Source organism: Variovorax sp. V116 (assembly GCF_041154435.1).
Lineage (GTDB): Bacteria > Pseudomonadota > Gammaproteobacteria > Burkholderiales > Burkholderiaceae_C > Variovorax > Variovorax paradoxus.
Genome location: NZ_AP028661.1, coordinates 3,839,753 through 3,866,223 on the forward strand (window position 1 = coordinate 3,839,753; position 26,471 = coordinate 3,866,223).

Annotated in this window: 30 protein-coding genes and 3 tRNA genes (1 of these 33 cut by a window edge); 10 read left to right on the forward strand and 23 right to left on the reverse strand. The window is 67.5% G+C overall.

The features are described 5' to 3' along the window. The 7 genes from ACAM58_RS18205 to ACAM58_RS18235 form a co-directional block, all read right to left on the reverse strand. On the reverse strand, window positions 1-834 hold the 5' end (the start) of the coding sequence (locus ACAM58_RS18205) for an amino acid adenylation domain-containing protein (protein WP_369663206.1). Its footprint begins 4,494 nt before the window's first position; the window shows 834 of its 5,328 coding nt (coding positions 1-834); its start codon is at window positions 832-834; the stop codon falls past the left edge of the window. A gap of 20 nt (window positions 835-854) precedes the next feature. Further along, window positions 855-1,847 (reverse strand): TauD/TfdA family dioxygenase, encoded by a 993-nt coding sequence (locus tag ACAM58_RS18210; protein ID WP_369663207.1) that lies wholly within the window; start codon window positions 1,845-1,847, stop codon window positions 855-857. Next, window positions 1,844-2,533, reverse strand: coding sequence for a 4'-phosphopantetheinyl transferase superfamily protein (locus ACAM58_RS18215; protein ID WP_369663208.1), 690 nt, complete (start codon window positions 2,531-2,533; stop codon window positions 1,844-1,846). The genes ACAM58_RS18210 and ACAM58_RS18215 overlap by 4 nt, the downstream gene beginning before the upstream one ends. Beyond that, entirely contained in the window at window positions 2,511-3,251 is a 741-nt protein-coding gene (locus ACAM58_RS18220; protein WP_369663209.1) for a thioesterase II family protein, read from the reverse strand. The genes ACAM58_RS18215 and ACAM58_RS18220 overlap by 23 nt, the downstream gene beginning before the upstream one ends. Window positions 3,252-3,256: 5 nt before the next feature. Beyond that, window positions 3,257-3,514 carry an MbtH family protein gene (locus ACAM58_RS18225; protein WP_369663210.1) on the reverse strand — a complete coding sequence of 86 codons (258 nt, stop codon included), beginning with the start codon at window positions 3,512-3,514 and terminating at the stop codon, window positions 3,257-3,259. Between the two features lie 104 nt (window positions 3,515-3,618). Next, window positions 3,619-3,822 (reverse strand): hypothetical protein, encoded by a 204-nt coding sequence (locus ACAM58_RS18230; RefSeq protein ID WP_062366144.1) that lies wholly within the window; start codon window positions 3,820-3,822, stop codon window positions 3,619-3,621. 96 nt (window positions 3,823-3,918) lie between these two features. After that, the gene (locus ACAM58_RS18235) at window positions 3,919-4,464 is read right to left on the reverse strand and encodes a sigma-70 family RNA polymerase sigma factor (protein WP_062366142.1); all 546 of its coding nucleotides are present in this window, start codon (window positions 4,462-4,464) and stop codon (window positions 3,919-3,921) included. Between the two features lie 304 nt (window positions 4,465-4,768). Between ACAM58_RS18235 and ACAM58_RS18240 the strand changes: the two genes are divergently transcribed. Continuing rightward, a complete protein-coding gene (locus ACAM58_RS18240; RefSeq protein WP_369663211.1) occupies window positions 4,769-5,635 on the forward strand; it encodes a plasmid replication/partition related protein in 867 nt (288 codons plus the stop codon). On the opposite strand, the gene ACAM58_RS18245 is transcribed toward ACAM58_RS18240, so the two are convergent. Continuing rightward, window positions 5,616-6,200 carry a YSC84-related protein gene (locus ACAM58_RS18245; protein WP_015866532.1) on the reverse strand — a complete coding sequence of 195 codons (585 nt, stop codon included), beginning with the start codon at window positions 6,198-6,200 and terminating at the stop codon, window positions 5,616-5,618. The two genes, ACAM58_RS18240 and ACAM58_RS18245, sit on opposite strands and share 20 nt — an antisense overlap. A 294-nt stretch (window positions 6,201-6,494) precedes the next feature. Between ACAM58_RS18245 and ACAM58_RS18250 the strand changes: the two genes are divergently transcribed. After that, a complete protein-coding gene (locus tag ACAM58_RS18250; RefSeq protein ID WP_369663212.1) occupies window positions 6,495-7,790 on the forward strand; it encodes an ArgE/DapE family deacylase in 1,296 nt (431 codons plus the stop codon). A 118-nt stretch (window positions 7,791-7,908) separates the two neighbouring features. Further along, complete coding sequence (locus ACAM58_RS18255) at window positions 7,909-9,150, forward strand: phosphatase PAP2 family protein (protein ID WP_369663213.1); 1,242 nt, start codon at window positions 7,909-7,911, stop codon at window positions 9,148-9,150. 64 nt (window positions 9,151-9,214) lie between these two features. Here ACAM58_RS18255 and ACAM58_RS18260 read toward each other — a convergent pair. The 9 genes from ACAM58_RS18260 to folC all read right to left on the reverse strand — a co-directional run bounded on the left by ACAM58_RS18260 (window position 9,215) and on the right by folC (window position 16,525). Beyond that, window positions 9,215-9,291, reverse strand: a tRNA-Asp gene (locus ACAM58_RS18260). 69 nt (window positions 9,292-9,360) lie between these two features. Then, window positions 9,361-9,436 (reverse strand) — tRNA-Glu (locus ACAM58_RS18265). 51 nt (window positions 9,437-9,487) lie between these two features. After that, window positions 9,488-9,563 (reverse strand) — tRNA-Ala (locus ACAM58_RS18270). Window positions 9,564-9,635: 72 nt separating this feature from the next. Further along, window positions 9,636-11,024, reverse strand: a complete 1,389-nt coding sequence (gene gltX / locus ACAM58_RS18275; protein WP_278877852.1) for a glutamate--tRNA ligase — start codon at window positions 11,022-11,024, stop codon at window positions 9,636-9,638. Between the two features lie 7 nt (window positions 11,025-11,031). After that, entirely contained in the window at window positions 11,032-12,252 is a 1,221-nt protein-coding gene (locus ACAM58_RS18280; RefSeq protein WP_278877849.1) for an O-succinylhomoserine sulfhydrylase, read from the reverse strand. Between the two features lie 11 nt (window positions 12,253-12,263). Next, window positions 12,264-13,766 (reverse strand): amidophosphoribosyltransferase, encoded by a 1,503-nt coding sequence (purF, locus tag ACAM58_RS18285; RefSeq protein WP_015866537.1) that lies wholly within the window; start codon window positions 13,764-13,766, stop codon window positions 12,264-12,266. Between the two features lie 12 nt (window positions 13,767-13,778). Next, window positions 13,779-14,264: a CvpA family protein gene (locus ACAM58_RS18290; protein WP_015866538.1), complete on the reverse strand. Its 486-nt coding sequence runs from the start codon at window positions 14,262-14,264 to the stop codon at window positions 13,779-13,781. Window positions 14,265-14,282: 18 nt separating this feature from the next. Further along, window positions 14,283-15,155 carry an SPOR domain-containing protein gene (locus ACAM58_RS18295; protein ID WP_307596313.1) on the reverse strand — a complete coding sequence of 291 codons (873 nt, stop codon included), beginning with the start codon at window positions 15,153-15,155 and terminating at the stop codon, window positions 14,283-14,285. A 62-nt stretch (window positions 15,156-15,217) separates the two neighbouring features. Beyond that, on the reverse strand, window positions 15,218-16,525 hold the full coding sequence (folC, locus tag ACAM58_RS18300) for a bifunctional tetrahydrofolate synthase/dihydrofolate synthase (protein WP_369663214.1): 1,308 nt from the start codon (window positions 16,523-16,525) through the stop codon (window positions 15,218-15,220). Window positions 16,526-16,582: 57 nt separating this feature from the next. Here folC and ACAM58_RS18305 point away from each other — a divergent pair, with 57 nt between their 5' ends. The 4 genes from ACAM58_RS18305 to argG all read left to right on the forward strand — a co-directional run bounded on the left by ACAM58_RS18305 (window position 16,583) and on the right by argG (window position 19,575). Further along, window positions 16,583-16,948, forward strand: coding sequence for an ArsC family reductase (locus ACAM58_RS18305; protein WP_369663215.1), 366 nt, complete (start codon window positions 16,583-16,585; stop codon window positions 16,946-16,948). A 58-nt stretch (window positions 16,949-17,006) separates the two neighbouring features. Then, window positions 17,007-17,615, forward strand: a complete 609-nt coding sequence (locus ACAM58_RS18310; RefSeq protein ID WP_369663216.1) for a hypothetical protein — start codon at window positions 17,007-17,009, stop codon at window positions 17,613-17,615. Between the two features lie 135 nt (window positions 17,616-17,750). Beyond that, window positions 17,751-18,077, forward strand: coding sequence for a pyrimidine/purine nucleoside phosphorylase (locus ACAM58_RS18315; protein ID WP_369663217.1), 327 nt, complete (start codon window positions 17,751-17,753; stop codon window positions 18,075-18,077). Window positions 18,078-18,234: 157 nt separating this feature from the next. Then, entirely contained in the window at window positions 18,235-19,575 is a 1,341-nt protein-coding gene (argG, locus tag ACAM58_RS18320; RefSeq protein WP_015866544.1) for an argininosuccinate synthase, read from the forward strand. An 85-nt stretch (window positions 19,576-19,660) separates the two neighbouring features. On the opposite strand, the gene ACAM58_RS18325 is transcribed toward argG, so the two are convergent. Both ACAM58_RS18325 and murB read right to left on the reverse strand, forming a co-directional pair. Next, window positions 19,661-20,500, reverse strand: a complete 840-nt coding sequence (locus ACAM58_RS18325) for a hypothetical protein (RefSeq protein WP_369663218.1) — start codon at window positions 20,498-20,500, stop codon at window positions 19,661-19,663. Between the two features lie 4 nt (window positions 20,501-20,504). Beyond that, complete coding sequence (murB, locus tag ACAM58_RS18330; protein WP_369663219.1) at window positions 20,505-21,557, reverse strand: UDP-N-acetylmuramate dehydrogenase; 1,053 nt, start codon at window positions 21,555-21,557, stop codon at window positions 20,505-20,507. A 43-nt stretch (window positions 21,558-21,600) separates the two neighbouring features. On the opposite strand from murB, the gene ACAM58_RS18335 reads away from it, so the two are divergent. Then, entirely contained in the window at window positions 21,601-22,086 is a 486-nt protein-coding gene (locus ACAM58_RS18335) for a YajQ family cyclic di-GMP-binding protein (protein WP_015866547.1), read from the forward strand. 7 nt (window positions 22,087-22,093) lie between these two features. Then, window positions 22,094-22,735, forward strand: a complete 642-nt coding sequence (locus ACAM58_RS18340) for a TIGR02281 family clan AA aspartic protease (protein ID WP_369663220.1) — start codon at window positions 22,094-22,096, stop codon at window positions 22,733-22,735. Window positions 22,736-22,744: 9 nt separating this feature from the next. On the opposite strand, the gene ACAM58_RS18345 is transcribed toward ACAM58_RS18340, so the two are convergent. The 4 genes from ACAM58_RS18345 to ACAM58_RS18360 all read right to left on the reverse strand — a co-directional run bounded on the left by ACAM58_RS18345 (window position 22,745) and on the right by ACAM58_RS18360 (window position 25,417). Next, on the reverse strand, window positions 22,745-23,098 hold the full coding sequence (locus ACAM58_RS18345) for a RidA family protein (protein WP_015866549.1): 354 nt from the start codon (window positions 23,096-23,098) through the stop codon (window positions 22,745-22,747). An 8-nt stretch (window positions 23,099-23,106) separates the two neighbouring features. Next, window positions 23,107-23,742, reverse strand: coding sequence for a glycerol-3-phosphate 1-O-acyltransferase PlsY (plsY, locus tag ACAM58_RS18350; RefSeq protein WP_015866550.1), 636 nt, complete (start codon window positions 23,740-23,742; stop codon window positions 23,107-23,109). Window positions 23,743-23,790: 48 nt separating this feature from the next. Further along, the gene (locus tag ACAM58_RS18355; protein ID WP_015866551.1) at window positions 23,791-24,282 is read right to left on the reverse strand and encodes an aminoacyl-tRNA deacylase; all 492 of its coding nucleotides are present in this window, start codon (window positions 24,280-24,282) and stop codon (window positions 23,791-23,793) included. Window positions 24,283-24,355: 73 nt separating this feature from the next. Then, the gene (locus tag ACAM58_RS18360) at window positions 24,356-25,417 is read right to left on the reverse strand and encodes an aldo/keto reductase (protein WP_369663221.1); all 1,062 of its coding nucleotides are present in this window, start codon (window positions 25,415-25,417) and stop codon (window positions 24,356-24,358) included. Window positions 25,418-25,532: 115 nt separating this feature from the next. On the opposite strand from ACAM58_RS18360, the gene ACAM58_RS18365 reads away from it, so the two are divergent. Further along, window positions 25,533-26,462 carry an alpha/beta fold hydrolase gene (locus tag ACAM58_RS18365; protein ID WP_369663222.1) on the forward strand — a complete coding sequence of 310 codons (930 nt, stop codon included), beginning with the start codon at window positions 25,533-25,535 and terminating at the stop codon, window positions 26,460-26,462. Window positions 26,463-26,471 lie beyond the last annotated feature (9 nt).

The following is a 26,471-nucleotide window of genomic DNA, read 5'->3' on the forward strand; positions in this document are numbered from 1 at the left end:
GTCGGGGCCGCCGCTGCAGGTGCCGCGGTAGCGCGAGATCAGGTCGAGCCAGCGCACCGGGCGCTCCAGGAAGTAGCCCGGAGAGGTGAGCACCAGCGGAATGCCGCTGTAGAGCGGCTGCAGCAATCCGCCGATCAGGCCCATGTCGTGATAGAGCGGCGCCCACGAAACGAAGCTGTCGCCCGGCCCGATGCCCATGCTGTGCTGGATCGCCTCCTCGTTGGCCATCAGGTTGCCGTGCGTCACGATCACGCCCTTGGGCGCCGAGGTGGAGCCCGAGGTGTATTGCAGGAAGGCGACGTCGCCGCCAGCCGGCTCGAAGGGCGTCCATGCATCGGCGAGCGAGATGTCCACGGTATCGACCGCAACGATGTGCGCATCGCCGAACTGGCGCAGGCCCGCGCTCGCTGCATTCATCGTGCGCGCCATGGCCTCGGAAGTCAGCACGCAGCGCGCCTGCGAATCGGCGGCGATGCCGGTCAACCGCGCGAGGTGCTGCGGGCGCGCCGATTCCGGCGGGAACACCGGCACCGCGATCACACCCGCGTAGAAGCAGGCCAGCATGCTCACCGCATAGTGGTCGCCGTTGTCCAGCATGACGAGGGCGCGCTCTCCCTTGGCGAACTGCTGCTGCAGCCGGGCCGCGAGCGCGCGCACGCGGCGCTCGAAGACGCGGTAGCTGATCGGCTCCGCGCGCTCCGTGCCATCCACCGCGCTCACGACGGTGAGCCAGATGTCGTCGCGCCGCGCGTCGGCCAGCGCGCGAAGGTGCGCCACGAAATTCGTTGGACGCGGCGAGATCGGCGCCTGCTGCGCCTGTGTGTTCTTTTCCATCCTGCGGACTCCCTGCGGTTCTAGAAGCGGCCCAGATTGCCGTGCGGCTCGGCCATGGCCACGATCACCTTGCGCGGCCCCTTGAACGGCGAGCGCGCATGCGCCACCAGCATGTTGTCGAGCATCAGCACGTCGCCCTCCTCCCACGGGAAGGCCACCGTCTCCGCATCGAGCACGGCACGCACCTCGTCGAATATTTCGTCGCTGATGGTCGAGCCATCGGCGAAGAAGGTGTTGCGCGGCACGTTCTCGATGCCGTAGATTTCTTCGAGCACTTCGCGCTCCTCGGCCTCGCGTGCAGAGATATGGAACAGGTGAGCCTGGTTGAACCACACCCGCTCGCCCGTGAGGGGATGCGTCTCCACGGCCTGGCAAAGCTGCCGGGTGCGCAGGCCGTCGCCGTCCTTCCATTCCCACGAGATACCCGAGCGCTCGCAGAAGGCCTGGACTTTGGCGCGGCTTTCGGTGTTGAACACCTTCTGCCATGGCACGTCCATCTCGCCGAAGTTGCGCACGTACAGGATGCCGGGCTCGAAGCGCTTGCGGATGTGCCCGGGCATGCGGCGGTAGACCGCGCGGCTGTCGGCAATGGGTGTCTCGCCGCCTTCGGGCGACGCGGTCACGCAGTGGAACCAGATCTTCATCGGCCACTCGCGCGTGTAGGCCTGCTCGTTGTGCAGCGGAATGCTCTGGTGCGCCGGGTATTCGGTCGAGGTGTAGACACCTGCGCCGGTGGAGGCCGACACCGCGGAGCGCGGCGTGGAGGCGAACTCGTACTTCAGCAGCGGATGGCCGAACGACGAGGCGAACTGCTGGAAGGTCTCCACCGCCGGCACCGAGAAGCCGCGCAGCAGCACGCCGCCGGCAAGCAGCAGCGACTCCTCGATCTGCGGACGCAGGCGTTGCACGGCCGAAAGCAGGTCTTCGCCGGCATGCGCGGGCGTCATGAGGACGGGCAGGTCGGAGCCGGCGGGCGCCTTGCTGCGCACGAAGCGGGTGAGCGTTTCATTCATGTCGATTCCTTGGCACGCCACGCGAGCGCGGCGGCATAGCCCGTGGGCGCATCGAGCGCCACGGCGTGAAGGCCGGACCACTCGGGAACGGCGCATTCGAGGACGTATCGCCCCTGCACGCCGGAATGGATGCCGATGGATTGAAGGTGCTCGGCCACGCCGACGCCGACGGCTTTCAGCACCGCCTCCTTGCCGACCCAGCGGCTGTAGAGGGCCTGCAGCGGGTCGCCGGCTTCCTGCAGCGCGCGGCGTTCGCTGCCGGTGAAGGCGAGCGAAGCGACGGCCTCGATATCGACGTCACTCCTGCAGGCCTCGATGTCGATGCCCACGGCGCTCACCACGCGGGGATCGGCGAGCGCGATGAGCGCATGGGCGCCCGAGTGCGAGACGTTGAAGAGCGGCGCATCGCCGCCGGCCACGTCGAGGAAGGGCTTGCGGTGCGGGCCCGTTGCGAACCGCACATCGGCCGGCTGGCAGCCCACGCGCCGGGCAAGCAGGCCGCGAAGGGCCGCGCGCGTGGCGGTGAAGCGCACGCGGTCGGCGCTGCGCGCATACCTGTCGGCCTGCGCGCGCTCGGCGAGTGCCAGCAGCTGGCGCTCGGCCGAGACATCGGCGTCCAGGTCGAGGTCGAGGCGGTGGACCTCGATGCCTGCGGGGAGCGGGTCAGGCCAGGACACGAGGCCCATGGCGCTCTCCTGCAACGGCTTGGCCAAGCCGCTCGATGAGTGCGGCCAGGAATGCTGTTTCGTGCTGCCGGATGAAGAAGTGGCCGCCGTCGAACCAGTCGAGCGTGAAGACACCGCCCACCTCGGCCGACCATGCATGGACGGATGCCGCGTCGATGTCGTCCTCGCGCCCGGCAAAGACATGCACGGGCATGGGCAGCGGCGCTTCTTCTTCGCGGTACCGGAAGCTCTCGCACACGCGGTAGTCGGCACCGAGCATGTCGAGCGTGATGCGCATGAGTTCCGCGCTTGCGAAGGCTTCTTCGGGCGTTCCGCCCTGCTTGCGCAACTCGGCCGCGAGCGATGCGTCGTCGGTCTTGCCGGCGAAGCGCGCGGGATCGCGCCGCGAAGGTGCGCAGCTGCCGGAAGCCAGCAGCGCAAGCGGCAACGGGCGCCCCATCGACCGCAGCCGGCGGGTGATGCCGTAGGCCAGCAACGATCCCATGCTGTGGCCGAAGATCGCGAAGTTGCCGCGCAGCGCCTCGGCCTGCTCCGCGCAGACCTGCGCGACGAGCTCATCGAAGTTCCGGACCAGCCGCTCGGACAGCCGGCCACCGCGGCCGGGCAGCTCCACGGGCACGACGTGGACCCAGCGCGGCAGCAGCCGCCGCCAGCGCAGGTACATCGTTGCGCTGGCACCCGCACACGGCAGGCACAGCAGCGAGGCGCTCGCGTCCATGCGCGTCAGCCAGCCGTGGTTTGGGCTGCAGTTCCGGTCGCCGGGTTCTGCTGCGCCATCCATTCGCGCAGCGAGCGCGGACGCATGTCGGTCCAGTTCTGCTCGACATGGGCCAGCACGGTCTTCTTGTCGCCCTTGGCGCCCTCGACCGCCGTCCATCCCTTCGGCACGGCCTTCCAGTGGGGCCAGATGGAGTACTGGTCTTCGTGGTTGACCAGAACGATGAAGGTCTCGTCTTCGCGATCGAAGCAGCTCGTCGACATGGGTGCGTCCTTGTGCGGTTGAACAGGGTGAAAGGCGATCAGGTGGCCAGGCGGCCATCTCATCGCTCCTGATCAACAAGACGTTTCAGGACGCGATCTGTTCACTACTCCTTGGCGGCCGGTGGCACCAGTCCGGCCAGCAGCCACAGCCGGGCGGCTCTGTCGTAGGCCTTGCGGTGCAGCGGATCGGCAAGAAGCCAGGCCGTCATCTCGGCGCGCGCCGGGGCATCGAAGCGCTCGTGGTCGTGCTCGCGCTGCACCCACTGCCATGCGGTGCTCCAGATGGGATCGTCCTGTTCTTGTGTCATGCGTGAAGGATGTGATGCATCACGCGACAGTACATCGGCACGCCGCGCGGGAGTTAAGGCTTTTACCCTACACCAATCCCGCAAGCGTGCGAAGGCTCAGTCGTCCTCGAGCAGGCGGCCGCATTCCTTGATCGCCAGCGCCGCCTCGGCAATCAGACCGTTCACCAGTCCGAGCGCGCATCCCAGGCGCTGCGCAATCTCGCGCTGGGTGAGGCCCTCGAGCCGGTAGAGCTCGAACACCAGGCGCGTGCGTGCAGGGAGCCCCGCGAGCACCTTGTCGATGGCCTGGATCGCCTGGCGTTCGCGCATCAGGCGATCGGGCGAAGGCGGGCCGGCCACGTCGAGCGCTTCGACATCGACATCGAAGCTGCGGTAGTTGGCCTCGACGGTGTGGCGCCGGCAGCAGTCGAGCGCGACATTGCGCACCACCTGGCAGCAATAGCCGATCGGCCGGTCGGCCTTGCGCACGCAAGGGCCGTCGGTGATCTTGAGGTAGGCGTCCTGCACCACATCGTCGGCCAGCTCCGCGGTGCGAACGATCCTTCGCGCCACGCGCAGGAGCTGGGCACGGTTCGCGATGAAGACCTCCGCGAGCGTGGGCTCCGAAAGATGCAGCGCGCTGTCGACCGGCTCTCGCATCATGCGAGGCGGGGCGCGGACCGCCCGGGAGAAGGTCGGGGAGGATGCAGACACATCAACATGAAGGCGGTGCTCCTGAAGTTTTCAATACAAATGAGAATTATTACTACTTGTGGCTACAAAAAAACCCGATGTCCCGACCTCTTCTTGCTCCATATCCATTAGACGTTCGAGCACGCAAAAGCGAGACAGGCGGGCGCCGGAAATCGGCCGGTCCGCTCATCGATGGTGGAGCGCTTGCATGACGGCAGGATGATCGGGCCCACCCTGCATCTAGAATTCCGCCCCTCTCTCCGATCCCGTCCCCATGAACATCGTCGTCAACGAAGAACTCAAAGCCTATATCGATCCATTGACTCCGGAGGAGCACGAAGCGCTGGAACGCAGCATCCTCACCGAAGGCTGCCGCGACGCGCTGGTGCTGTGGGGCGATGTGCTGGTGGACGGCCACAACCGCTACGGCATCTGCCAGAAGCACGGGCTGCCGTTCCAGACGGTGCAGAACACGCGCTTCAAGACCATCGAGGACGTGCACCTGTGGATGATCGACCAGCACCTCGGCCGGCGCAGCATCTCGGACTTCCTGCGCGGCGTGCTGGCGCTCAGAAAGAAGGACATCGTCGACGAGCGCCGTGCGCGTGCGCTGGCCGAGACGGCGCAGCCCGACGACGGCGCGCCCTTCGACGCCGACACGCCCGCTGCCGAATCGCCCGCCGAATCGCCCGCCGAGAGCGCCGCGGCCCTGCCCTCGCCCGCTCCCTTGAGCAGCCGCGAAGCCATCGCGAGGGCCGCGCGCCTGAGCAGCAACCAGGTCGTGATGATCGAGAAGATCCAGAAGCAGGCCGCACCCGAACTGGTGGCGGCCGTGAAGTCTGGCGTGATCTCCATCAACACGGCGGCGGCCGTGGCCAGCCTGCCTGCCGAAGAGCAGGTCTCGGCGGCGAACGCGGGCAAGGACGAACTCAGGCAGGCCGCCAAGCGGGTGCGCGAGGCCAGGCGCAAGCCGCGCGAGGCATCGGCCGAATCGGACACGGCCGACCAGCCCGCAGGGCAGCAGCTCGACGCCGTTCAAATGCTGGAACGGCGCGTGGCCGAACTGACGGCCGAGAACGACGGCTTGCGCAGGCAAGTCGCCGAACTGCGGGCGCAGTTGGCTACAGCCGGATCTCCGTGATCTTCGCGCCCGACAGCGAAACGCCCGCCTCGAGCCCCACGTTGGTCAGCACGAAGCCGACCACGGGCTGGCGCAGCGTGTTGGTGTCGATGCTGCCGTTCGCGCCGATGGTTGCGGCGGCCACGGTGGCATCGGCGCCCGCCGTCCATCCCTTGCTGTTGCGGAACTTGTCGAGCGCGGCCTGCGTGGTGAACACATAGATCACGGCCTTCGACTGCGCGCCGGCCTGGAAGCCGATCGAGCCCGCGGTGGTGCTGTAGTAGGCCTGGGTGCGCCCGTTCACGCGCAGCGCGCCCCGGCCGTATTCGGCACCGATGCCCATGCTGGCGCCGACCACGGCAGGAAACACCAGCACGCCGCTGGACGAGGAGACGACCTCGCGCGAGCCCTTGACCGAGTCGTACAACTTGGACAGTGCGGCGTCGACCTGGGCATCGATCGATGCACGCGATGAAGCGGTGCTGGCATGGTCCTGGGGCCGCGTGGTGGTGCAGCCCACCACCGCGGCGCCGCCCACTGCAACGGCACACGCGAGCGCAAGGTTTCTGAACTGGATGGATCGCATGACGCTCTCCTTTACTGGCTGGAACGATGGAAAGGCCGAGGCGCTTTCTTCTTTCGCGGCCCTCGGCAGCCTGTTCGAACAGCCATGCTAAGACGGCAAAATACCGCTGGAGCCGACTTGGGAAAACGGCCTACGCGAAGTCGAGCCATTGGCGAACGAGGGCCCGGCGTGGGGAAACTACCTTGTCGGCATGGCACCTGCAGCCCGGCCACCCGCGGCTGCGGCGGCGCCTGCGCGGCGTGGAAGAATGAAGCTCCTTCTTCCAGCGCCGCCAACGCAGGCGGCCCCGACCCCATGCCCCAGCCCACTGAAGACCGGATCACCGAAGCCGCCATCGTGGAGGCCGCCCACGCGCTGCGCGCGCCGGCCGTTCGAATGCTCGAGCAGCTCGTTGCGCATCCTTCGCTGCTGGGACACGAGCAAGGCGCGCAAGCCTTCATGGCCGAGACCTTCACGAAGCTGGGCCTGCGCGTGCACCAGTTCGAGATCGACGAGCAGAAGATCCGCCAGCATCCGGGCTACTCGCCCTCCATCGTTCCGTACGAAGGGCGCACCAACGTCGTGGGCATTCACCGGCCCCGCGGGCCGCAGAAGGGCCGATCGCTGATCTTCAATGGCCACATCGACGTGGTGCCGACCGGCGCCGAGCTGCTCTGGAAGCACCCGCCCTTCCAACCCGTGATCGAGGGAGACCGGCTCTACGGCCGCGGCGCGGCCGACATGAAGGCCGGCATTGCGGCCTACACGATGGCGTATGCAGCGCTGCAGTCGCTCGGGCTCGAACCGGCATCGCCGGTGTTTTTTCAGTCGGTGGTGGAAGAGGAGTGCACGGGCAACGGCGCACTGGCCTGCCTGGTCGAGGGCTATCGCGCCGACGCGGCCATCATCCCCGAGCCGCTCGGCGGCGTGATGACCTGCCAGATGGGCGTGCTGTGGTTCGCGCTCGAGGTGCTGGGCAAGCCGGTGCATGCTTCGGTGGCCCAGACCGGCGTCGGCGCGATCGACTTCTCGCTGTATCTTTTCTCTGAACTCAAGAAGCTCGAGCAGCGCTGGAACGAGCCCGCCAACCGCTATCGCAGCTACGCGCACCATGCGCATCCGATCAACTTCAACCTCGGAAAGATCCAGGGCGGCGAATGGGCTTCGTCGGTGCCCTCGGCCTGCCTCAGCGACATTCGCATCGGCTTCTATCCCGACATGAACGTGGCCCGCGCCAAGGCCGAGGTCGAGGCCGTGCTGGCCGCCGCCTACGCTGCGCATCCGGCCCGCGAGAGCCTGCGCTACCGGCTGATCTACGAAGGCTTCCAGGCCGACGGCTTCGACCTCGGCCTGGATTCGCCGATCGTCTCCGAGCTCTCGAAGTGCCACCAGGACATCGTCGGGCAGCCGCTCGAACCCACGGCCTTCACGGGCACGACGGACGCGAAGTTCTTCAACATCTATGGGCAGACGCCCGCGGTCTGCTACGGCCCCACGGGCTCCAGCATCCACGGCATCGACGAGTGGGTTTCCATCGACAGCCTGGTGCAGGTGAGCGCCGTGCTGGCGGTGTTCATGGCGCGCTGGTGCGGCGTCGAGCGCGTCGATTGATCGATCGAGACCGAAGAAGAAGCGTCGTGTCACACCCGCGCGGCGAAGCTCGTTTTACGATGCAGCCACGCCGTTCGCGTGGACGGCCCGGACCCGCAAGGAAAGTGAATCAAAAAGGATGCATCCGCTGAATCTCGCGCTCTTCGATGCACTTGCGGCGGGCTTTTCTCCCTCGCCCGCGGTGCTTCAACTGGCATCGGCCATCGCGCTGGGTTCGTCGTGGGCTTGCGCAGCGGTTCTGGCCTGGGCCGCGTGGCGGCGAGTTGCGCAGCGGCCTTGCGTGCTGGCGGTGCTGGCCGCCGGAGGAGCGGCTTCCCTGGTCTCGCAGGAGATCGCTGCCTCCGTGGGCATGCCCCGTCCCTTCATGATGGGGCTGAGCCCTGCGCACGTTCCCCACGGCCTGCGCGCGGGACTGCCCAGCACGCATGCCTCGGTGATGTTCACCATGGCCTTCGTGCTGCTGCTGCGGCGCCCGATGCGCGACGTCGGGCTCGTCATTCTTGCCGCCGCCGTGGCCACGGGCTGGGCTCGCATCCATGTCGGCATTCATTTTCCGTTCGATGTCGCGGCGGGCGCGCTGCTGGGTGCGGCCATTGCCGCAGCGCTGTTTGCGATGCAGGCGATTGCGCCGAGGCTCGCGCCCCAGGCTGCGGCAACCCTGGCGCGGCCGTTGCGCGCCTTGGCTGACGGCAGGGCCGGGCCATGCCTGGTGATGGTGTTCGTGCTCGTTGCCGCGTGGGTCGGCTCGAATACACCCGGCATGGTCGGGCCGGGCATGCTGGAAGAAGACGGGCCGGTCGAGAAAGGCACGGTGCTCTTGTACCTGGCCGCGGTGCTTTGCCTGCCGATGGTTCGCATGACCTCTCTCTCGCGCCTGGACCGCACGGCCATCGGCGTCCTGCTTCTTGCCTTTGCAGCGCGCGAGGCCGATTGGCACCTGGCGCATTTCGGCGCCGCCGGCCTGCTCGACGCGCCCCTTCCGCGGGTGCTTGCTGGTGCGGCCATCCTCGCGCTCATTGCCACCGCAGCCGGATGGCTGGCCAGGCGCGCATGGTCGGCCAGCCGCGCGATGCGCTCCTGGCGCCAATGGCGCCCGGAAGCCGCCACCTCGCTGACCTTCGTTGCGGTGATCGGGGCGGCGGTCATCCTCGACCAGTTGCCCGCTTCGCTCGCCGGACAGCAGCCGGACCTGCTCGCCGTGGGTTCTTCTTCCGCGGCCTTTCGCAGCTACCTGATGCACAGCTTCGAGGAAATCCTGGAGCTGGCCCTGCCGGTGCTGGCGCTGCTGGCCATCCTGCAAGCGAGACTGGGCGGAAGCCAGGATCCGGCTCCCGGCGGCATCGCGCGCTCGTACGCATAGCGCGCGTGCGTACAGCCCAAAGAAAAACGGGTTGCACCATTTCTGATGCAACCCGTTCTTTGACTGGCGGAGTGGACGGGACTCGAACCCGCGACCCCCGGCGTGACAGGCCGGTATTCTAACCAACTGAACTACCACTCCTGGTAGACAACGTTCACTCCTTGCGGAGCCAAGTGCTGACGACTTGTGCCTGCTTCACTTGCGCGAAACTGGCGACCCTACGGGGATTCGAACCCCGGTAGCCACCGTGAAAGGGTGGTGTCCTAGGCCTCTAGACGATAGGGTCAAAACCTTAGGAACCGTGCTGCGATCAGCACTTATCTTCTCGACACTTTGATGGTGGAGGTAAACGGGATCGAACCGATGACCTCTTGCATGCCATGCAAGCGCTCTCCCAGCTGAGCTATACCCCCATTTGACTTTCAGGCTTTTCTTTTCAGAATTACCCTGCGTCGCTGTCGAGCCTCAAATTATAGACCGAAAAATCAGGCCCTTTTCAAACGCTCGATAACTTTTTCACGAGAAAAGATGGCGAGCACCGAATCGAGGGATGGCGTCTGCGGTGTTCCCATCAGGAGGACGCGAACCGGCATCGCCAACACAGGCATTTTCACCGAATGCGCGGCCAGGACTTCCTTGATGGCCGCGGCGATCGAAACTTTTTCCCATGCCACGCCCGCGAGCTTCTCGGCGAGCGTTGCGATGACGGGCTTCACTGCATCGGTCACGTGCTGCGCGAGGTCGGCTTCGCTCGGCGCCACGTCCGTGTAGAACGCGGCGGCCCAGTCGGCCAGCGCGACCGTGGTTTCGCAGCGGTCCTTGAAGAGCGCGCAAATGGCGGGCAGCCGATCGTCGGCCTCGATGCCGCGCTTACTCAGCTGCGCGGCCACGAGCGGTGCAAGCTCCGCGTCGGGCTTGGCCTTGATGTACTGCGCGTTGACCCACGCGAGCTTCGCGGCATCCCATTGCGCCGGGCTCTTCGAAAGGTGCGAGCCGTCGAACCAGCTCACCATCTGCTCGCGCGTGAAGAGCTCGTCGTCGCCATGGCTCCAGCCCAGGCGCGCCAGGTAGTTGAGCATGGCTTCGGGCAGGTAGCCGTTCTCTTCATAGGCGGTGACGCTCACCGCGCCACGGCGCTTCGAGAGCTTCTGCCCGTCGTCGCCCAGGATCACCGGCACGTGGCCGAACGCAGGCAGCGGCGCACCAAGCGCGCGGAAGATGTTGATCTGCCACGGCGTGTTGTTGATGTGCTCGTCGCCGCGGAACACGTGCGTGATGGCCATGTCCCAGTCGTCGACCACCACCGCGAAGTTGTAGGTGGGCACACCGTCGGGACGCAGGATGATGAGGTCGTCGATCTCGCGGTTGTTGATGGTGATCTCGCCCTTGACCAGGTCGTTCCAGCTCACGTCGCCTTCGGGCGGGTTGCAAAAGCGCACCACCGGCGGCACGCCTTCGGGCACGGGCGGCAGCACCTTGCCGGGCTCGGGGCGCCAGCGGCGGTCGTACAGCGTCTTCTCGCCGCGCGCGCGCTGCGCCTCGCGCATTTCGTCGAGCTCGGCGGGCGTGCAGTAGCAGTGGTAGGCCGTGCCGGCCGCGAGCATCTGCGCGATGACTTCGCGGTAGCGCTCCAGGCGCTGCATCTGGTAGATGGGGCCTTCGTCGTAGTCCAGTCCGAGCCAGTGCATCGAAGCGAGGATCTGGTCGGTCGAGTCCTGCGTGGAGCGGGCCACGTCGGTGTCCTCGATGCGCAGCACGAACTCGCCGCCGTGATGGCGTGCATAGGCCCACGAGTAGAGCGCGGTGCGGGCCGTGCCCAGGTGAAGGAAGCCGGTGGGAGACGGAGCGATGCGGGTGCGAACTTTGCCGGTCATGGATCAATCAGGATTTCAGGGTGCCCAGGCCACGCAGCAGGTCGGCCTTGATGTCGTCGATGTGCTCCAGGCCGACCGCGAGGCGGATGAGCCCCTGGCTGATGCCGGCGGCCTGGCGCTGTGCTTCGGTCAGGCGGCCATGCGAGGTGGTGCCGGGGTGCGTGATGATGGTCTTAGTGTCGCCCAGGTTGGTGGCGATGCTCACCACGCGCGTGCTGTTGATCACGTGGAAGGCATTGGCGCGCGCCGCCTCCGGCGTGTCGCCGACCACGTCGAACGACAGCACCGCCCCGCCCTGCCCCGACTGCTGGCGCATGGCCAGTTCGTGCTGGGCGTGCGAGGCCAGGCCGGGGTAGTAGACGCGTGCGATGCCGGGCTGCGTTTCGAGCCACTGCGCGACAGCCAGCGCATTGGCGCACTGCGCCTGCATGCGGATGCCCAGCGTCTCGAGGCCCTTGAGCACCACCCACGCGTTGAACGGCGAGAGCGCCATGCCGGCGGTGCGCACCACCGGGCCGAACACGTCGACGATGAGCTTGGAGGGGCCGCAGATCGCGCCGGCCATCACGCGGCCCTGGCCGTCGAGGTACTTGGTGCCCGAATGGATGATGAGGTCGGCCCCCAGTTCGGCCGGGCGCTGCAGCACGGGCGTGCAGAAGCAGTTGTCGACCGCGAGCAGCGCGCCGGCGCCGTGCGCCAGGTCGGCCAGCGCCCGGATGTCGCAGACCTCGGTCAGCGGATTGGTCGGCGTTTCGGCGAACAGCAGCCTGGTGTTGGGCTTCAGGGCTGCGCGCCATTCGGCCACGTCGGTCTGCGAGACGAAGGTGGTCTCGACGCCGAACTTGGCAAACTCCTTGCCGAACAGGTTGAGCGTGGAGCCGAACACCGAGCGCGAGCACACCACGTGGTCGCCGGCCTTGAGCAGGCCCATGCACATCATGAGGATCGCGCCCATGCCGGTGGAAGCGCCGATGGCGGCTTCCGTGCCTTCGAGCGCGGCCAGGCGCTGCTCGAAGCTGGTGACGGTGGGGTTGGAGGTGCGCGAGTAGGTGAAGCCCTGCTCGGTGCCGGCAAAGCGGCGCGCCGAGGTCTCGGCATCGGGCTGCACGAAGCCGCTGGTCAGGAACAGCGCTTCGGAGTGCTCGCCGTGCTGGCTCGGCGCCAGGCCGGTGCGCAGCGCGAGCGTGTCGCGGTGCAGCCCGGGCGGCAGGGTTCGTTCGTCGGTCACTTCTTCGGCTCTCACTCGCTGTGGTTGGGAAGCGCCAGGCGCGAAGAATCTTCTTCGGTCTCCTCGACGCGCGGACGGTTGCCGTTCATGCGCGAGATGGCTTCGGTGTCGATGTCGCCGGTCACGTACACGCCGTCGAAGCAGGAGGCATCGAAGCCGTCGAGCTTGGGGTTGAGCGAGCCGATGGCGCGCTTCATGGCGTCGACGTCCTGGTAGATCAGCGCGTCGCAGCCGATCAGCTCGCGGATCTGCTCGACGGTGCGGTCGTGCGCGACCAGCTCGTCCTTGGTGGGCATGTCGATGCCGTAGACGTTGGGGTAGCGCACGGGCGGCGCCGCGCTGGCCAGGTAGACCTTTCGCGCACCGGCGTCGCGCGCCATCTGGACGATCTCGCGGCTGGTGGTGCCGCGCACGATGGAATCGTCCACCAGCAGCACGTTGCGGCCCTTGAACTCGCTGGCAATCACGTTGAGCTTCTGGCGCACCGACTTCTTGCGCACGCCCTGCCCCGGCATGATGAAGGTGCGGCCCACGTAGCGGTTCTTCACGAAGCCTTCGCGGTACGGCACGCCGAGCAGGTGCGCGAGCTGCGTGGCGCTCGGCCGGCTCGATTCGGGGATGGGAATGATCACGTCGATCTGGTTCGGCGGCACGGTGGACACCACGCGCTTGGCCAGCGTTTCGCCCAGGTTGAGCCGCGCCTGGTAGACCGAAATGCCGTCGAGCACCGAGTCGGGCCGGGCCAGGTAGACGAATTCGAAGATGCACGGGTTGAGCGTCGCCCCTTCGGCGCACTGCATCGAATGCACGTTGCCTTCGAGGTCGATGAACACCGCTTCGCCCGGCTCGATGTTGCGCTCGAACACGTGGCCCGAGCCTTCGAGCGCCACCGATTCGCTCGCCACCATCACGGTGCCGTCGGCGCTGCGGCCCATGCACAGCGGACGGATGCCGTAGGGGTCACGGAAGGCCAGCAGGCCGTGGCCGGCGATCAGCGACACCACGGCGTACGAGCCGCGCAGGCGCTTGTAGACATTCTTGACAGCGGCAAACACCTCGGCCGGATGCAACGGCACGCCGCGCGAGGAACGCTCGATCTCGTGGGCCAGCACGTTGAGCAGCACTTCGGAGTCGCTCTCGGTGTTGGTGTGGCGGTGGTCGGTGGAGAACAGCTCCGAGCGCAGCGCATGCGCGTTGGTCAGGTTGCCGTTGTGCACCAGCACGATGCCGAAGGGCGCGTTCACGTAGAAGGGCTGCGCCTCTTCCTCGCTGTAGGCGTTGCCCGCGGTCGGGTAGCGCACCTGGCCCAGGCCCACGCTGCCCGGCAGCGCGCGCATGTTGCGCGTGCGGAACACGTCGCGCACCATGCCCTTGGCCTTGTGCATGAAGAACTTGCGCTCCAGCAGGGTGACGATGCCGGCCGCATCCTGGCCGCGGTGCTGCAGCAGCAGCAAGGCGTCATAGAGCAGCTGATTGACGGGTGCGTTGCTGACAACGCCGACGATTCCACACATGAACGATTCCTCTCAGGGCAGGTAGCTTGCCAACTTTTCAGGCAGCGCGGGTTTCAGGCCCTGCAATGCCGCATCGAGAACATTGGCGCTGTGCGATTCGTGCCACCAGGCACTGTCGCTCAACGCCAGCAAATGAACAATGACCGCCAGCACGAGCAGGGCAACCACGCCCCGCGCCGCCCCGAAGGCCCCACCCAATATCCGGTCCACCGGCCTGAGGCCGACAGCCGCAATCAGCTTTCGCGTCAGCGCCGCCACCAGGCCCACGCCGAACGCCACCCCGACGAACACCAGCACGAAGGCCAGCGGATAGCGCCAGGTGGCCTGCGGGTCGCCGAAGGGCAGCCAGGCCGCCACATCCGACGCCAGCCACTGGGCGGCAATGAATGCAGCCACCCAGCCCACCAGCGAAATCACCTCGAACACCAGGCCGCGCACCAGGCCGAACAGCATCGACACGACGACGAGCGTGACGGCGATCCAGTCGAGCAGGGCCACGGCGGCGGGCGATGGCTACTACAACGTGAGGATGGCAGCCGACAAAGACAAGCCCTTGACCTTCTCGGCGGCCTTGTCCGCCTCGGCACGCGAGCCGAACGGGCCGACACGCACACGCGTGCGCTCGCCATCGGCCGTCTTGGCCACGTGCACATAGGTCTTGAGGCCGGCCTTCTCGAGTTTCTGCCGCACCTCGCGGGCCTTGTCGGCATCGGCAAAGGCGCCGACCTGCACCACGAAGCGGCCGCCGTCTTCGGACGCAGCGGGCTTGGTGCTGGTGTTGGACGGCTTGCCTTCGAGCAAGGCACGCGCGCGGTTGCCGTCGTCAGCCGAGGCCGGCTTGGGGGCGGCGGGCTTGGCTTCGGGTTTGGCTTCCGGCTTGGCTTCGGGCTTGGGCTTCGGCTCGGGTTTGTGTTCCGGCTTGGGCTCGGGCTTGGGTTCTGGCTTGCGCTCCGGCTTGGCCTCGGCCGCGGGCCGGGTCTCGGCCGGAGGCGTGCTGGCCGCCGGCTTGCCGGGATCGGTTATCTCGGTGCCGTCGGCGCTCTCGGTGATCATGCCGCCGCTGCCCGACGGTGCAGCGGCCACGCGGGCGCCGGGATCGGCCGCGCCGGTCGCCGGTGCGGCGGGTGCCGGCGTGGCGGGCACGGGCAGCGGCTTGACCTTGTTGCGGTCGGGAATCTCGATCGGAATGTCGACCGCGACCGGGCGCGGCTGGGTATCGAACAGCAGCGGGAATCCGATCACGCCAAGCAGCACCAGGACCGCCGCGCCCACCAGCCGGTGGCGCGCACGGCGCCGCATGGTTTCGACACTTTCCGCGGGGACGGCGGCCGGTGCGCTGCGTCCTTCGTTGCCTTGCTGGCCGCGCGTGCGGAACTTGAAAAACGCCATGAAGTTCGATCCCTGAAGGAGTGCAGCGAGGTGTGTGCCAGATGGTGCGGACGGGCCGGCGATCAGCCGCCGGGCAGCAGGTGTTTGGCTTGCAGCCGCGGAGTGCCATGCTCCAGCACGCCACCCACGGTGAAGAACGATCCGAAGACCACGATTCTATCAGCGGGGTCCGCGCGCTCGATGGCTGCGCGCAGCGCCTCCATCGGGTTCGCATGCACGCTGCCGGACACGTCGGTGCGCGTGTTCTGCGCCTGCCAGCTCGCGAGCAGATCTGCGGCCTTGGCGGCGCGCTGGGTCGGCAGGTCGGTGAAGTACCAGCGGTCGATCATCGGGCCGATGCGCGCGAGGATCGGGGCCAGGTCCTTGTCGGCCATGACGCCGAACACGCCATGCGTGGTGGGGTAGAAACCCATCGCGTCGAGGTTCTCCGCCAGCGCCGCGACCGCGTGGGCGTTGTGCGCCACATCGAGCACCAGCGCGGGCTCGCCCGGCACGATCTGGAAGCGGCCGGGCAGCTCGACCATCGCGAGCCCCGTGCGCACCGCCTGCGCGGTGATCGGCAGCCGGGGCCGCAGCGCCTCGAGCGCCGCGAGCACGCCGGCGGCATTGAGCAGCTGGTTGGCGCCGCGCAGCGCGGGATAGGCCAGCCCGCTGTAGCGCCGCCCGCGGCCCGACCAGCCCCACTGCTGCTTGTCGCCCGACACATTGAAGTCGTGCCCGAAGCGCCAGAGGTCGGCGCCGACGGCTGCTGCATGGTCGACGACGCTTTGCGGCGGCATCGGGTCGCTCACGATGGCGGGCTTGCCCGCGCGCATGATGCCGGCCTTCTCGAAGCCGATGCTTTCGCGGTCGGGCCCGAGATAGTCCATGTGGTCGAGGTCGATGCTGGTGATGACCGCGCAATCGGTGTCGATGATGTTGACCGCATCGAGCCGGCCGCCGAGGCCGACTTCCAGGATGGCCACGTCCGGCTTTTCCTCGATCATGCAGCGCAGGATGCCCAGCGTGGTGAATTCGAAGTACGTCAGGGGCATGTCGCCCCGGGCCACTTCCACCGCCTCGAAGTTTGCTATCAGTTTGGAAGCATCGACCGCTTCGCCCGCCAGCCGCAGCCGCTCCTCGAAGCGCACCAGGTGCGGCGACGTGAACACCGCCGTGCGGTAGCCGGCGTGCGTGAGGATCGATTCGAGCATGGCGCAGGTCGAACCCTTGCCGTTGGTGCCGGCCACGGTGATCACCGGGCAGTCGAAGCGCAGGCCCATCCGGGAGGCCATTTCCTTGGCGCGGTCGAGGCCGAGCTCGATGTTCTTGGGATGGAGTTGCTCGGCGCGCGCGAGCCAGTCGTTAAGGGTTTCCATGGAGCCCGGCATTGTCGCCGACCCGCAAAGCGCCCGGCGCCCCACGTTTTATCGGCATCATTGGCGTCCATGACAACCCTCTACGGCATTCCGAACTGCGACACCGTCAAGCGCGCCCGCACCTGGCTCGACGACCACGGCGTGGCCTACACCTTCCATGACTTCAAGAAACAGGGCGTGCCCGAGGCCGAGCTCGACCAGTGGCTCAGGAAGCCCGGCTGGGAGGCGCTGGTCAACCGCCGCGGCACCACCTGGCGCAAGCTCGACGAAGCCACCCGCAACGCGGTGGTCGACGCCGCCTCGGCGCGCGCCATGCTGCTGGCCAACCCGAGCCTGATCAAGCGGCCGGTGGTCAACTGGGGCCCGAAAACCGGCGTTACGACGGGGTTCGATGCCGAAGCCTGGGCCACCGTGAACGCCGTGAATGCCGTGTAAATGCCGGAACCCCGCCTTGCCGGCCGGCCTCCAACCTCGATCTGCAGGAGAGAACACCATGAACAAGCACGTTTTTCGCACCCTTGCGGGTCTTTCCGTGGCCGGCCTGCTGGCGACCGGCGCCAGCGTGGTGCAGGCCCAGCAAGTGGTCCAGGCCCGGGTGATTTCGGCCACCCCGATCCGCGAGACGACCGGCAGCGACGTGAGCTACAACGTCACCTACGAATACAACGGCCGCCAGTACACCACCCGCACCAACAGCCGGCCGGGCGCGACCATCCCGGTCGAGGTCGGCGCCTATGGCGTGACGACCTCGCCTGTGGCGCCGCAGCCGCAGTTGCAGCCCTACCCCGTCGAGGCCAACAACGGCGGCCAGCAACAACAGTATCAGCAGCAGTACCAACAGCAGCAGCCGCAATACGCGCAGCCGGACGGCGCGCCCTGGGACAACGTCGTGCCCGAGCCGGGCGTGGTGGTCTCCAATGCGCCGGCGCCGGTCTACGTGCAGCCGGCACCGGTGTATGCGCCGCCCGTCTACGTGCAGCCTGCCTACACCTATCCCTACGCCTATCCCTATGCCTACCCGCCGGTGGGCATTTCGCTCAACCTGGGGTACTCGAGGGGCTGGGGCGGCTACCGCGGATACGGCTACCGCCACTGGCGCTGAGCCGCCCGATGCGGCGGGCCGGGCTGGCGGTGCCGGCCAAGCCCTAAAATCGAGGACTTTTCCAACCCCCAAGGGGTGCGCCGCCGCGGTGGCGCGTCCTCGACAAGCCGACCGCGCATGCGCCGGCGCCATCCAATGACGACGACTACCGACACTCTCAACAGCGCCGCAGTGGCGACCAAGGCCAATGTGTATTTCGACGGCAAGTGCGTGAGCCACAGCCTCACGCTGGCCGACGGCACCAAGAAATCGGTCGGCGTGATCCTTCCGTCCACCCTGACCTTCAACACCGGCGCGCCCGAGATCATGGAAGGCACCGCCGGCAGCTGCGAATACCAGCTGGCGGGAACCACCGAATGGATCGCCTCGGGCGCCGGCCAGAAGTTCAGCGTGCCGGGCAATTCGAGCTTCCAGATCCGGGTCACTGGCGAGCCCTACAGCTACATCTGCCACTTTGGATAAACCCCCAAGCTCCGCGCACTTCGTGTCGCTTCGCCAACCCCCTTGCAGGGGGCGATACCAGTGGCCCGGCAAAGCCGGTTCCACGGTATCCCCGGCACAGAGCGCGGCACCGACGCCATGAGTCATTGAACAGCGCCACCACAAACGGAACACCCACATGTCGACCATTCTCCAAAACGTTCCCGCCGGCCAGAAGGTCGGCATTGCCTTTTCGGGCGGCCTGGACACCAGCGCGGCACTGCACTGGATGAAGCTGAAGGGCGCGATTCCCTATGCCTACACCGCCAACCTCGGCCAGCCCGACGAGCCCGACTACGACGAGATCCCGCGCAAGGCGATGCTCTACGGCGCCGAGAACGCCCGCCTGATCGACTGCCGCGCGCAGCTCGCCAACGAAGGCATTGCCGCGCTGCAGGCCGGCGCCTTCCACGTCACCACCGCCGGCGTCACCTACTTCAACACCACGCCGCTCGGCCGCGCGGTGACCGGCACCATGCTGGTGTCGGCCATGAAGGAAGACGACGTCCACATCTGGGGCGACGGCAGCACCTACAAGGGCAACGACATCGAGCGCTTCTACCGCTACGGCCTGCTCACCAACCCGAACCTCAAGATCTACAAGCCCTGGCTCGACCAGCTGTTCATCGACGAGCTCGGCGGCCGGGCCGAGATGTCGGCCTTCATGACCAAGGCCGGCTTCGGCTACAAGATGTCGGCCGAGAAGGCCTACAGCACCGACTCCAACATGCTCGGCGCCACGCACGAGGCCAAGGACCTGGAGAACCTCGACAGCGGCATGCAGATCGTGCAGCCGATCATGGGCGTGGCGTTCTGGAAGGACGAGGTCGAGGTCAAGCGCGAGACGGTCAGCGTGCGCTTCGAGGAAGGCCGCCCGGTCGCCCTCAACGGCGTCGAACATGCGAACCTCGTCGAGCTGATCCTGGAAGCCAACCGCATCGGCGGCCGGCACGGCCTGGGCATGAGCGACCAGATCGAGAACCGCATCATCGAGGCCAAGAGCCGCGGCATCTACGAGGCTCCGGGCCTCGCGCTGCTGTTCATCGCCTATGAGCGCCTGGTGACCGGCATCCACAACGAAGACACCATCGAGCAGTACCGCGACCACGGCCGCAAGCTCGGCCGCCTGCTCTACCAGGGCCGCTGGTTCGATCCTCAGGCCATCATGCTGCGCGAGACCGCACAGCGCTGGGTGGCGCGCGCCGTCACCGGCGAAGTGACGATCGAGCTGCGCCGCGGCAACGACTATTCGATTCTCAACACCGTCTCGCCCAACCTCACCTACAAGCCCGAGCGCCTGAGCATGGAGAAGGTCGCGGGCGCGTTCACGCCGCTGGACCGCATCGGCCAGCTCACGATGCGCAACCTCGACATCGTCGACACGCGCGAGAAGCTCGCGATCTACACCCGCACCGGGTTGCTGTCGCCGGGCCAGGGCACCGCGGTGCCGCGGCTCTCGAACGACGACGAGACCAAGTAAGCGCCACGCGCTTTCTCCAATGACGAACGGGCCCTCGCGGGCCCGTTTGCTTTGGTGCGTACGCCTGGTGCGCCGCTCCGGCCGGTCAATCGCCGCCGCCACCCCCGCACCCGCCGCCACAACCGCCGCCGTCGCCGCCGGACGAATCCCCTCCCCCGCCGCCATCGCCGCCGCCGCTGCTCGATTCGCTGCCGCCGAAGCCGCCGGCATCGCCCGAGCCGCCGCCATCGGACGACGAGTCGCCGAAGCTGGTGCCGCAATGGGCATCGGAGCCGGCATGCCGGTCGACCGCCCTGCAGTCGGGCACGTAGTCGAAGCCGCCCGGGATGCCGAACTTCACGTCCAGCGCGAACAGGAGCGGCAGGCGCGCCGGCGCGCGCGGATCGATGCTTTCCTCCTTGCAGGCCCAGTACCAGCTGCGGCGCAGGCCGTCGTTGCGCTTCGGGTCCTTGCCCAGCACCTCGGCCGGGCTGTGGTGCAGCATGCCGCCGAAGGCGGCCTTGCACCAGTTCTGGTAGCCCTGCGTGTGCAGGATGAACTCGTGCCAGGCCGTATCGACCACCTTGGACGGCATGGCGACGAACTTGCGGCCGCTGCGCAAATGCGCCATGAAGAACTGGCGCAGCCCGCGCAGCACCAGTTCGGCGTCGCGCTGGCTCAGGCCGGGATGGGCCGCGCGCAGCTTGCCGGCCAGGAAGGGCGGCAGCCGGGCCTCGCGGATGAACTGGCGGCGCAGGCTGGTTTCCATGAAGCCGAGCGCGGCCGCCAGCGCCCAGGCGGCCAGGATCAACGGCACCAGCGCCAGCCGGCCGTGGCGCAAGGCGAAGAACACCGTAACGAAGGCGCCCGCCACCACCGCCCGCCGGGTCCAGATCAAGGCGGCAATGCGCCGCCGGTAGTTCAGGTGCAGGAAGTCGAGATCCATGCCGTCAGACGACCACCGGCTCCGGCTCCAGCCGGATGCCGAAGCGCTCGTACACGCTGGTCTGGATGGCCTTGGCCAGGGTCATGACCTCGCCGCCCGTGACCGGGTTCTCGAGGCCGCCGCGGTTCACCAGCACCAGCGCCTGCCGTTCGTAGACGCCGGCATTGCCGACCGACTTGCCCTTCCAGCCGCAGGCGTCGATGAGCCAGCCGGCCGCGAGCTTGATGCTGCCGTCGTCCATCGGGTAGTGCACGATCTTGGGGTCGCGCGCAATGATGTCGGCGCACTGCTCGGGCGTGACCGTGGGGTTCTTGAAGAAGCTGCCGGCGTTGCCGAGCACGCGCCAGTCGGGCAGCTTGGCGCGGCGGATGGCGCAGACCCAGTCGAACACATCGGTGGCGCTGGGCGTGAAGTTGCCGGTTTCTTCCATCTTGCGCTCGAGGTCGAGGTAGCCCACCACGGCTTTCCAGGGCTTGGGCAGGCGAAAGCGCACACGGGTGATCAGCGCCCGGCCCGACAGGCCGAAGTCGTTGGGGCCGCTGCGCACATGCTTGAACACCGAGTCGCGGTAGCCGAAGGCGCACTGCGCGGCGTCGAGCGTGAAACCGCGCCCGGTGTCCAGGTCGATGGCATCGAGCGAATCGAAGCGGTCCTGCAGCTCGACGCCGTAGGCGCCGATGTTCTGCACCGGCGCGCCGCCCACGGTGCCCGGAATAAGCGCCAGGTTCTCGAGCCCCGGGTAGCCGCGCTCGAGCATCCATTGCACCGCGTCGTGCCAGATTTCGCCCGCGCCGGCCTCCACGATCCAGGCGCGCGGGGTTTCCTCGACCAGCCGCAGCCCCTTGATCTCGACCTTCAGCACCAGCGGCTTGACGTCGCCGGTGAGCACGATGTTGCTGCCGCCGCCCAGCACGAAGCGCGGCGCATCGCGCCAGCGGGGGTTGGCCCGCAGCTCGGCCACGTCCGCCTCGCTGGCGATGCGCGCGAGGTTCTGCGCGCGCGCGACGATGCCGAAGCTGTTGTACGGCTGCAGCGGGACGTTGTTCTCCACGATCATGGGAGAATTGTCGCATCCAGCACCCGTGAATTCAGGAGAGCCCATGCCGTCTTTCGATACCGTCTGCGAGCCCAATCTGCCCGAAGTGAAGAATGCGGTCGAAAACACCGCCAAGGAAATCGCAACGCGCTTCGATTTCAAGGGCACGGCCGCCGCCGTCGAGCTCAAGGACAAGGAAATCACCATGATCGGCGACGCCGAGTTCCAGCTCGTGCAGGTCGAGGACATCCTGCGCGCCAAGCTCACCAAGCGCAGCGTCGACGTGCGCTTCCTCGACAAGGGCGACGTTCAGAAGATCGGCGGCGACAAGGTCAAGCAGGTCATCAAGGTCAAGAGCGGCATCGAGTCCGAGCAGGCCAAGAAGATCACCCGCATCATCAAGGACAGCAAGCTCAAGGTGCAGGCGGCCATCCAGGGCGACGCGGTGCGCATCACCGGCGCCAAGCGCGACGACCTGCAGGCGGCCATGGCACTCATCAAGAAAGACGTGCCCGACATGCCGCTGTCTTTCAACAACTTCCGCGACTGAGCCGCAAATGAAGGCCCTCGTCGTCGCAGCGCAGCTGCTGGCTGCCGCTGCAGGGGCGCATGCGGCCAGCTCCGTGATGCTGACCGGCACCATCGGCAGCCGCGCGATCCTGATCGTGAACGGCGCGCCGCCCAAGACGGTGGCGGTCGGCGAGACCTTCCAGGGCGTGAAGCTGGTGTCGCTGCAGGCCGAGCAGGCGGTGGTCGAACTCGAGGGCAAGCGCGTCAATCTGCGCATGGACACGCCGGTCAGCATTGGCGGCGGGGGAGGCACCGGTGGCGGCAGCCGCATCGTGCTGCCGGCCGACAGCCGCGGCCATTTCATGACGCAGGGCGCCATCAACGGCCGCCCCGTCACCTTCATGCTCGACACGGGCGCCACTTCTATCGCCCTGTCGGCCGACGATGCCCAGCGCATCGGCCTGGACTACAGCAAGGGGCAGCGCATCCAGATGAGCACCGCCAACGGCGTGTCCAGCGGCTACAAGCTGCGGCTGCAATCGGTGCGCGTGGGCGACGTGGAGGTGTACGACATCGACGCCATCGTCTCGCCGCAGCCCATGCCCTTCGTGCTGCTGGGCAACAGCTTCATCAACCGTTTCTCGATGCGCCGCGACGCGGACCAGATGGTCCTCGAAAAACGCTATTGACCGCCCGCGTCAGGCCTGGGCGGCCGTGACCACGATCTCGATCTTGTAGGCCGCATTGGCCATCTTGGCCTGCACCGTTGCGCGCGGCGGGGTGTTGCCGGCGGGAATCCAGGCATCCCACACCTCGTTCATGGCCGCGATGTCGGTGATGTCGGCCAGGAAGATCTGCGTCATGAGGATGCGCGACTTGTCGCTGCCGGCCTCGGCGAGCAGGCGGTCGACCATGGCCAGCACCTGGGTGGTCTGGCCGCGGATGTCCTGCGTGGTGTCGTCGGGCACCTGGCCCGCCAGGTAGATGGTGCCGTTGTGCACGGCTGTTTCGGAGAGGCGCGGGCCGACGTGGAAGCGTGTGATGGATGCCATGGTGTTTATCAAGCCTTTTTCTTCGAGCCGAGTTTCGACTCCGTGCCGGCCGCGAGCCGGCGGATGTTCTCGCGGTGCCGCCAGACCAGCAGCAGACTCATGATGATGATCGCAATCAGCACCGTGCGGTCGAGCGGCCACGCAATATTGCCGCCCAACAGGTAATAGGCCGGCGCAAAGAAGGCCGCCACCAGCGACGACAGCGACGAATAGCGGAAGAACACCGCGATGATCAGCCAGGTGGCGCCGGTCGCGAGCCCCAGCCAGGGCGCGATGCCCACCAGCACGCCGGCCGCCGTGGCCACGCCCTTGCCGCCCTGGAAGCCGAAGAACACGGGGTAGAGGTGGCCCAGGAAGGCCGCCAGGCCGGCCAGCGCGGCCACGCCTTCACCCAGGCCCCACTGGGCGCCGAAATGGCGGATCAGGAACACCGGCAGCCAGCCCTTGAGCGCATCGAGCAGCAGCGTGGCCAGCGCCGCGCCCTTGTTGCCCGAGCGCAGCACGTTGGTGGCACCGGGGTTGCCGCTGCCGTAGCTGCGCGGATCGGCCATGCCGAGCGCCTTGCTCACGATGACCGCAAAGGACAGCGAGCCGATCAGGTACGAAGCCACGATGGCGATGAAAGACGGCAGATGAAAGCTCAAGGCGGCGCTCCGCGGGGAGGAATGGTTGTTCTTGTTCGGCGACGCCGGCTATTCTGCCAGCGCGCACTGCACCGGCGTGGCGCCGAGCAGGGCGACGCACACCTGCGGGTCGATGCCCACGAGGTAGCCGCGCCGCCCGCCGTTGATCGCGATCCTCGGCAGTTCGAGGATGGTCGATTCGATGTACACCGGCATTGCGCGCCGCGTGCCGAAGGGCGAAGTGCCGCCCACCATGTAGCCGCTGTGGCGCTGCGCGACCTCGGGCTTGCAGGGCTCGACCGACTTGGCGCCGATCTGCCGCGCGAGGTTCTTGGTCGACACCGTGCGGTTGCCGTGCATCAGCACGATCAGCGGCCTGGCGTCCTGGTCCTGCATCACCAGCGTCTTCACCACCGTGAAGGGATCGAAGCCCAGCACGGCCGCGCTGTGCTGCGCGCCGCCGTGCTCCAGGTATTCGTACGGATGCTCGGTGAAGGCGACCTTGTTCGCGCGCAGCAGCTGCGTCGCGGGGGTTTCGGAAACGTGTGCCTTCTTGCTCACTGGTGCACCCTTGGCGCTGCGCGCCTTCCCGCCAAGCGGGAGCGAGCTTGCTTGGGGCGGCCCGGCGCGGCGCTCACGCCGCCGGGTCCCGGATCTCCCACCGGATCCTGTCGATCTCGGCCAGCACCTCGGGCGAGAGCGTGGTGCCGTAGGCATCGATGTCTTCGTCCAGCTGCGCCACCGTCGTCACGCCGATGATGGTGCTTGCCACCTGCCACTTGGTGTAGCAGAAGGCCAGCGCAAGCTGCGTGGGCGTCAGGCCGTTGTCGCGCGCGAGCTGGTTGTACAGGCGCGCGGCCTTCAGCGCATCGGGGCGGCCCCAGCGCAGCTTGCGCACCGACTCGTAGCGCGCGATGCGCGCGTCCTGGGGCGCATCGGGCCCGGTGATGCCGCTCTGGTCGTACTTGCCGGTGAGCAGGCCGTAGGCCAGCGGCGAATAGGCCAGCAGCGACACGCCCAGCCGGTGCATCGTCTCGTCCAGCCCGTTCTCGACGCCGCGGCTCGCCAGGTTGTAGACGTTCTGCACCGTGGCCACGCGCGGCAGCCCGTGCTGCTCGGCCAGCCGCACGAACTCGTGCACGCCGTAGGGCGTTTCGTTCGACAGGCCAATCGCGCGCACCTTGCCGGCCTTCACCAGTCCGCCGAGGGCTTCGAGCTGCTCCAGGATCGGGGTCTGCGAGACCTCCTTGGCCGGGTCGTAGTAGATGTTGCCGAAGGCCGGCACATGGCGCTCGGGCCAGTGGATCTGGTACAGGTCGATGACGTCGGTCTTCAGGCGCTTCAGGCTCGCGTTGCACGAGGCCACGATGTCGGCCGCCGTCATGCCCACGCCTTCGCGCACCCACGGCGTGTTGCGCAGCGGGCCGGCCACCTTGGTGGCGAGCACGAGCTTCTGCCGTGCACCGGGGTTGGCCGCAAACCAGTTGCCGATGATGGTTTCGGTGACGCTGTAGGTTTCCTGGCGCGTGGGCACCGAGTACATCTCGGCCGTGTCGATGAAGTCGACACCGCGCTCGAGCGAGCGGCTCAGGATGGCGTGGGAGGTGGGCTCGTCCACCTGTTCGCCGAAGGTCATGGTGCCCAGGCAGATGGGGGTGACGTGCAGGTCGCTCTGGCCGAGTTGGATTTTTTTCATGCGCGGGATGCTACCGCCCTCCTCCGCGGCGCGCTCGCGGCGCAGCCAAAACCCGGACGCGTGCTGTCCTGTGCCGGACTGCGGCCCGCCGCCCGGCTCCGTATCATCGGCGCCCATGTACCAAGCCCTCCGCCCCTCGCGCAGCGAATTCGTGCCCGTGCGCAATCTCCGCTACCACGTGCGTCTCTGGGGCGAGGCCTCGCCCCACAAGCCGCCATTGGTGCTGCTGCACGGCTGGATGGACGTGGCGGCCTCCTGGCAGTTCGTGGTCGATGCGCTGGCCGAAGAACGCTTCATCGTCGCGCCCGACTGGCGCGGCTTCGGCCTCACCGACGGCGGCGGTGTCGACAACTACTGGCTGCCCGACTACCTGGCCGATCTCGAATGGCTGCTCGACCACTACGCGGGCGAAGGCGATGCGGCGCGGCCGGTCGACCTGGTCGGCCACAGCATGGGCGGCAATGTCGCCATGCACTACGCGGGCACCCGGCCCGCGCGCATCCGCCGCCTCGTCAACCTCGAAGGCTTTGGCATGCCGGCGCGCAAGCCCGAGGAAGCGCCCGCGCGCTACGGCCAATGGATCGACGAGCTCAAGCGCCTGCACCGCGGCGAGATGGCGCTGGCGGGCTACTCGGGTGTGGACGGCGTGGCGCGGCGGCTCATGAAGACCAACCCGCGCCTCACGCCCGACAAGGCCGGCTGGCTCGCGAGCCACTGGTCCGCGCTCCAGCTGCAGCCCGACGGCAGCGAGCGCTGGCAGATCCTCGGCGACGCCGCGCACAAGATCATCAACGCGAACATCTTCCGGGTCGACGAAACGCTTGCGCTCTATGCACGGATCTCGGCGCCCACGCTGATGATCGAGGCCGCCGACGACAGCCTGCACGGCTGGTGGAAGAACCGCTACACGCTCGAAGAATTCCACGAGCGGCTGAAGTCCGTGCCGTCGGTGCGCATCGAGCAGCTGGCCGACGCGGGCCACATGCTGCACCACGACCAGCCGCAGCGCGTGGCGGGATTGATCGAGCAGTTCCTGGCCGGCTGAGGCGGCCGG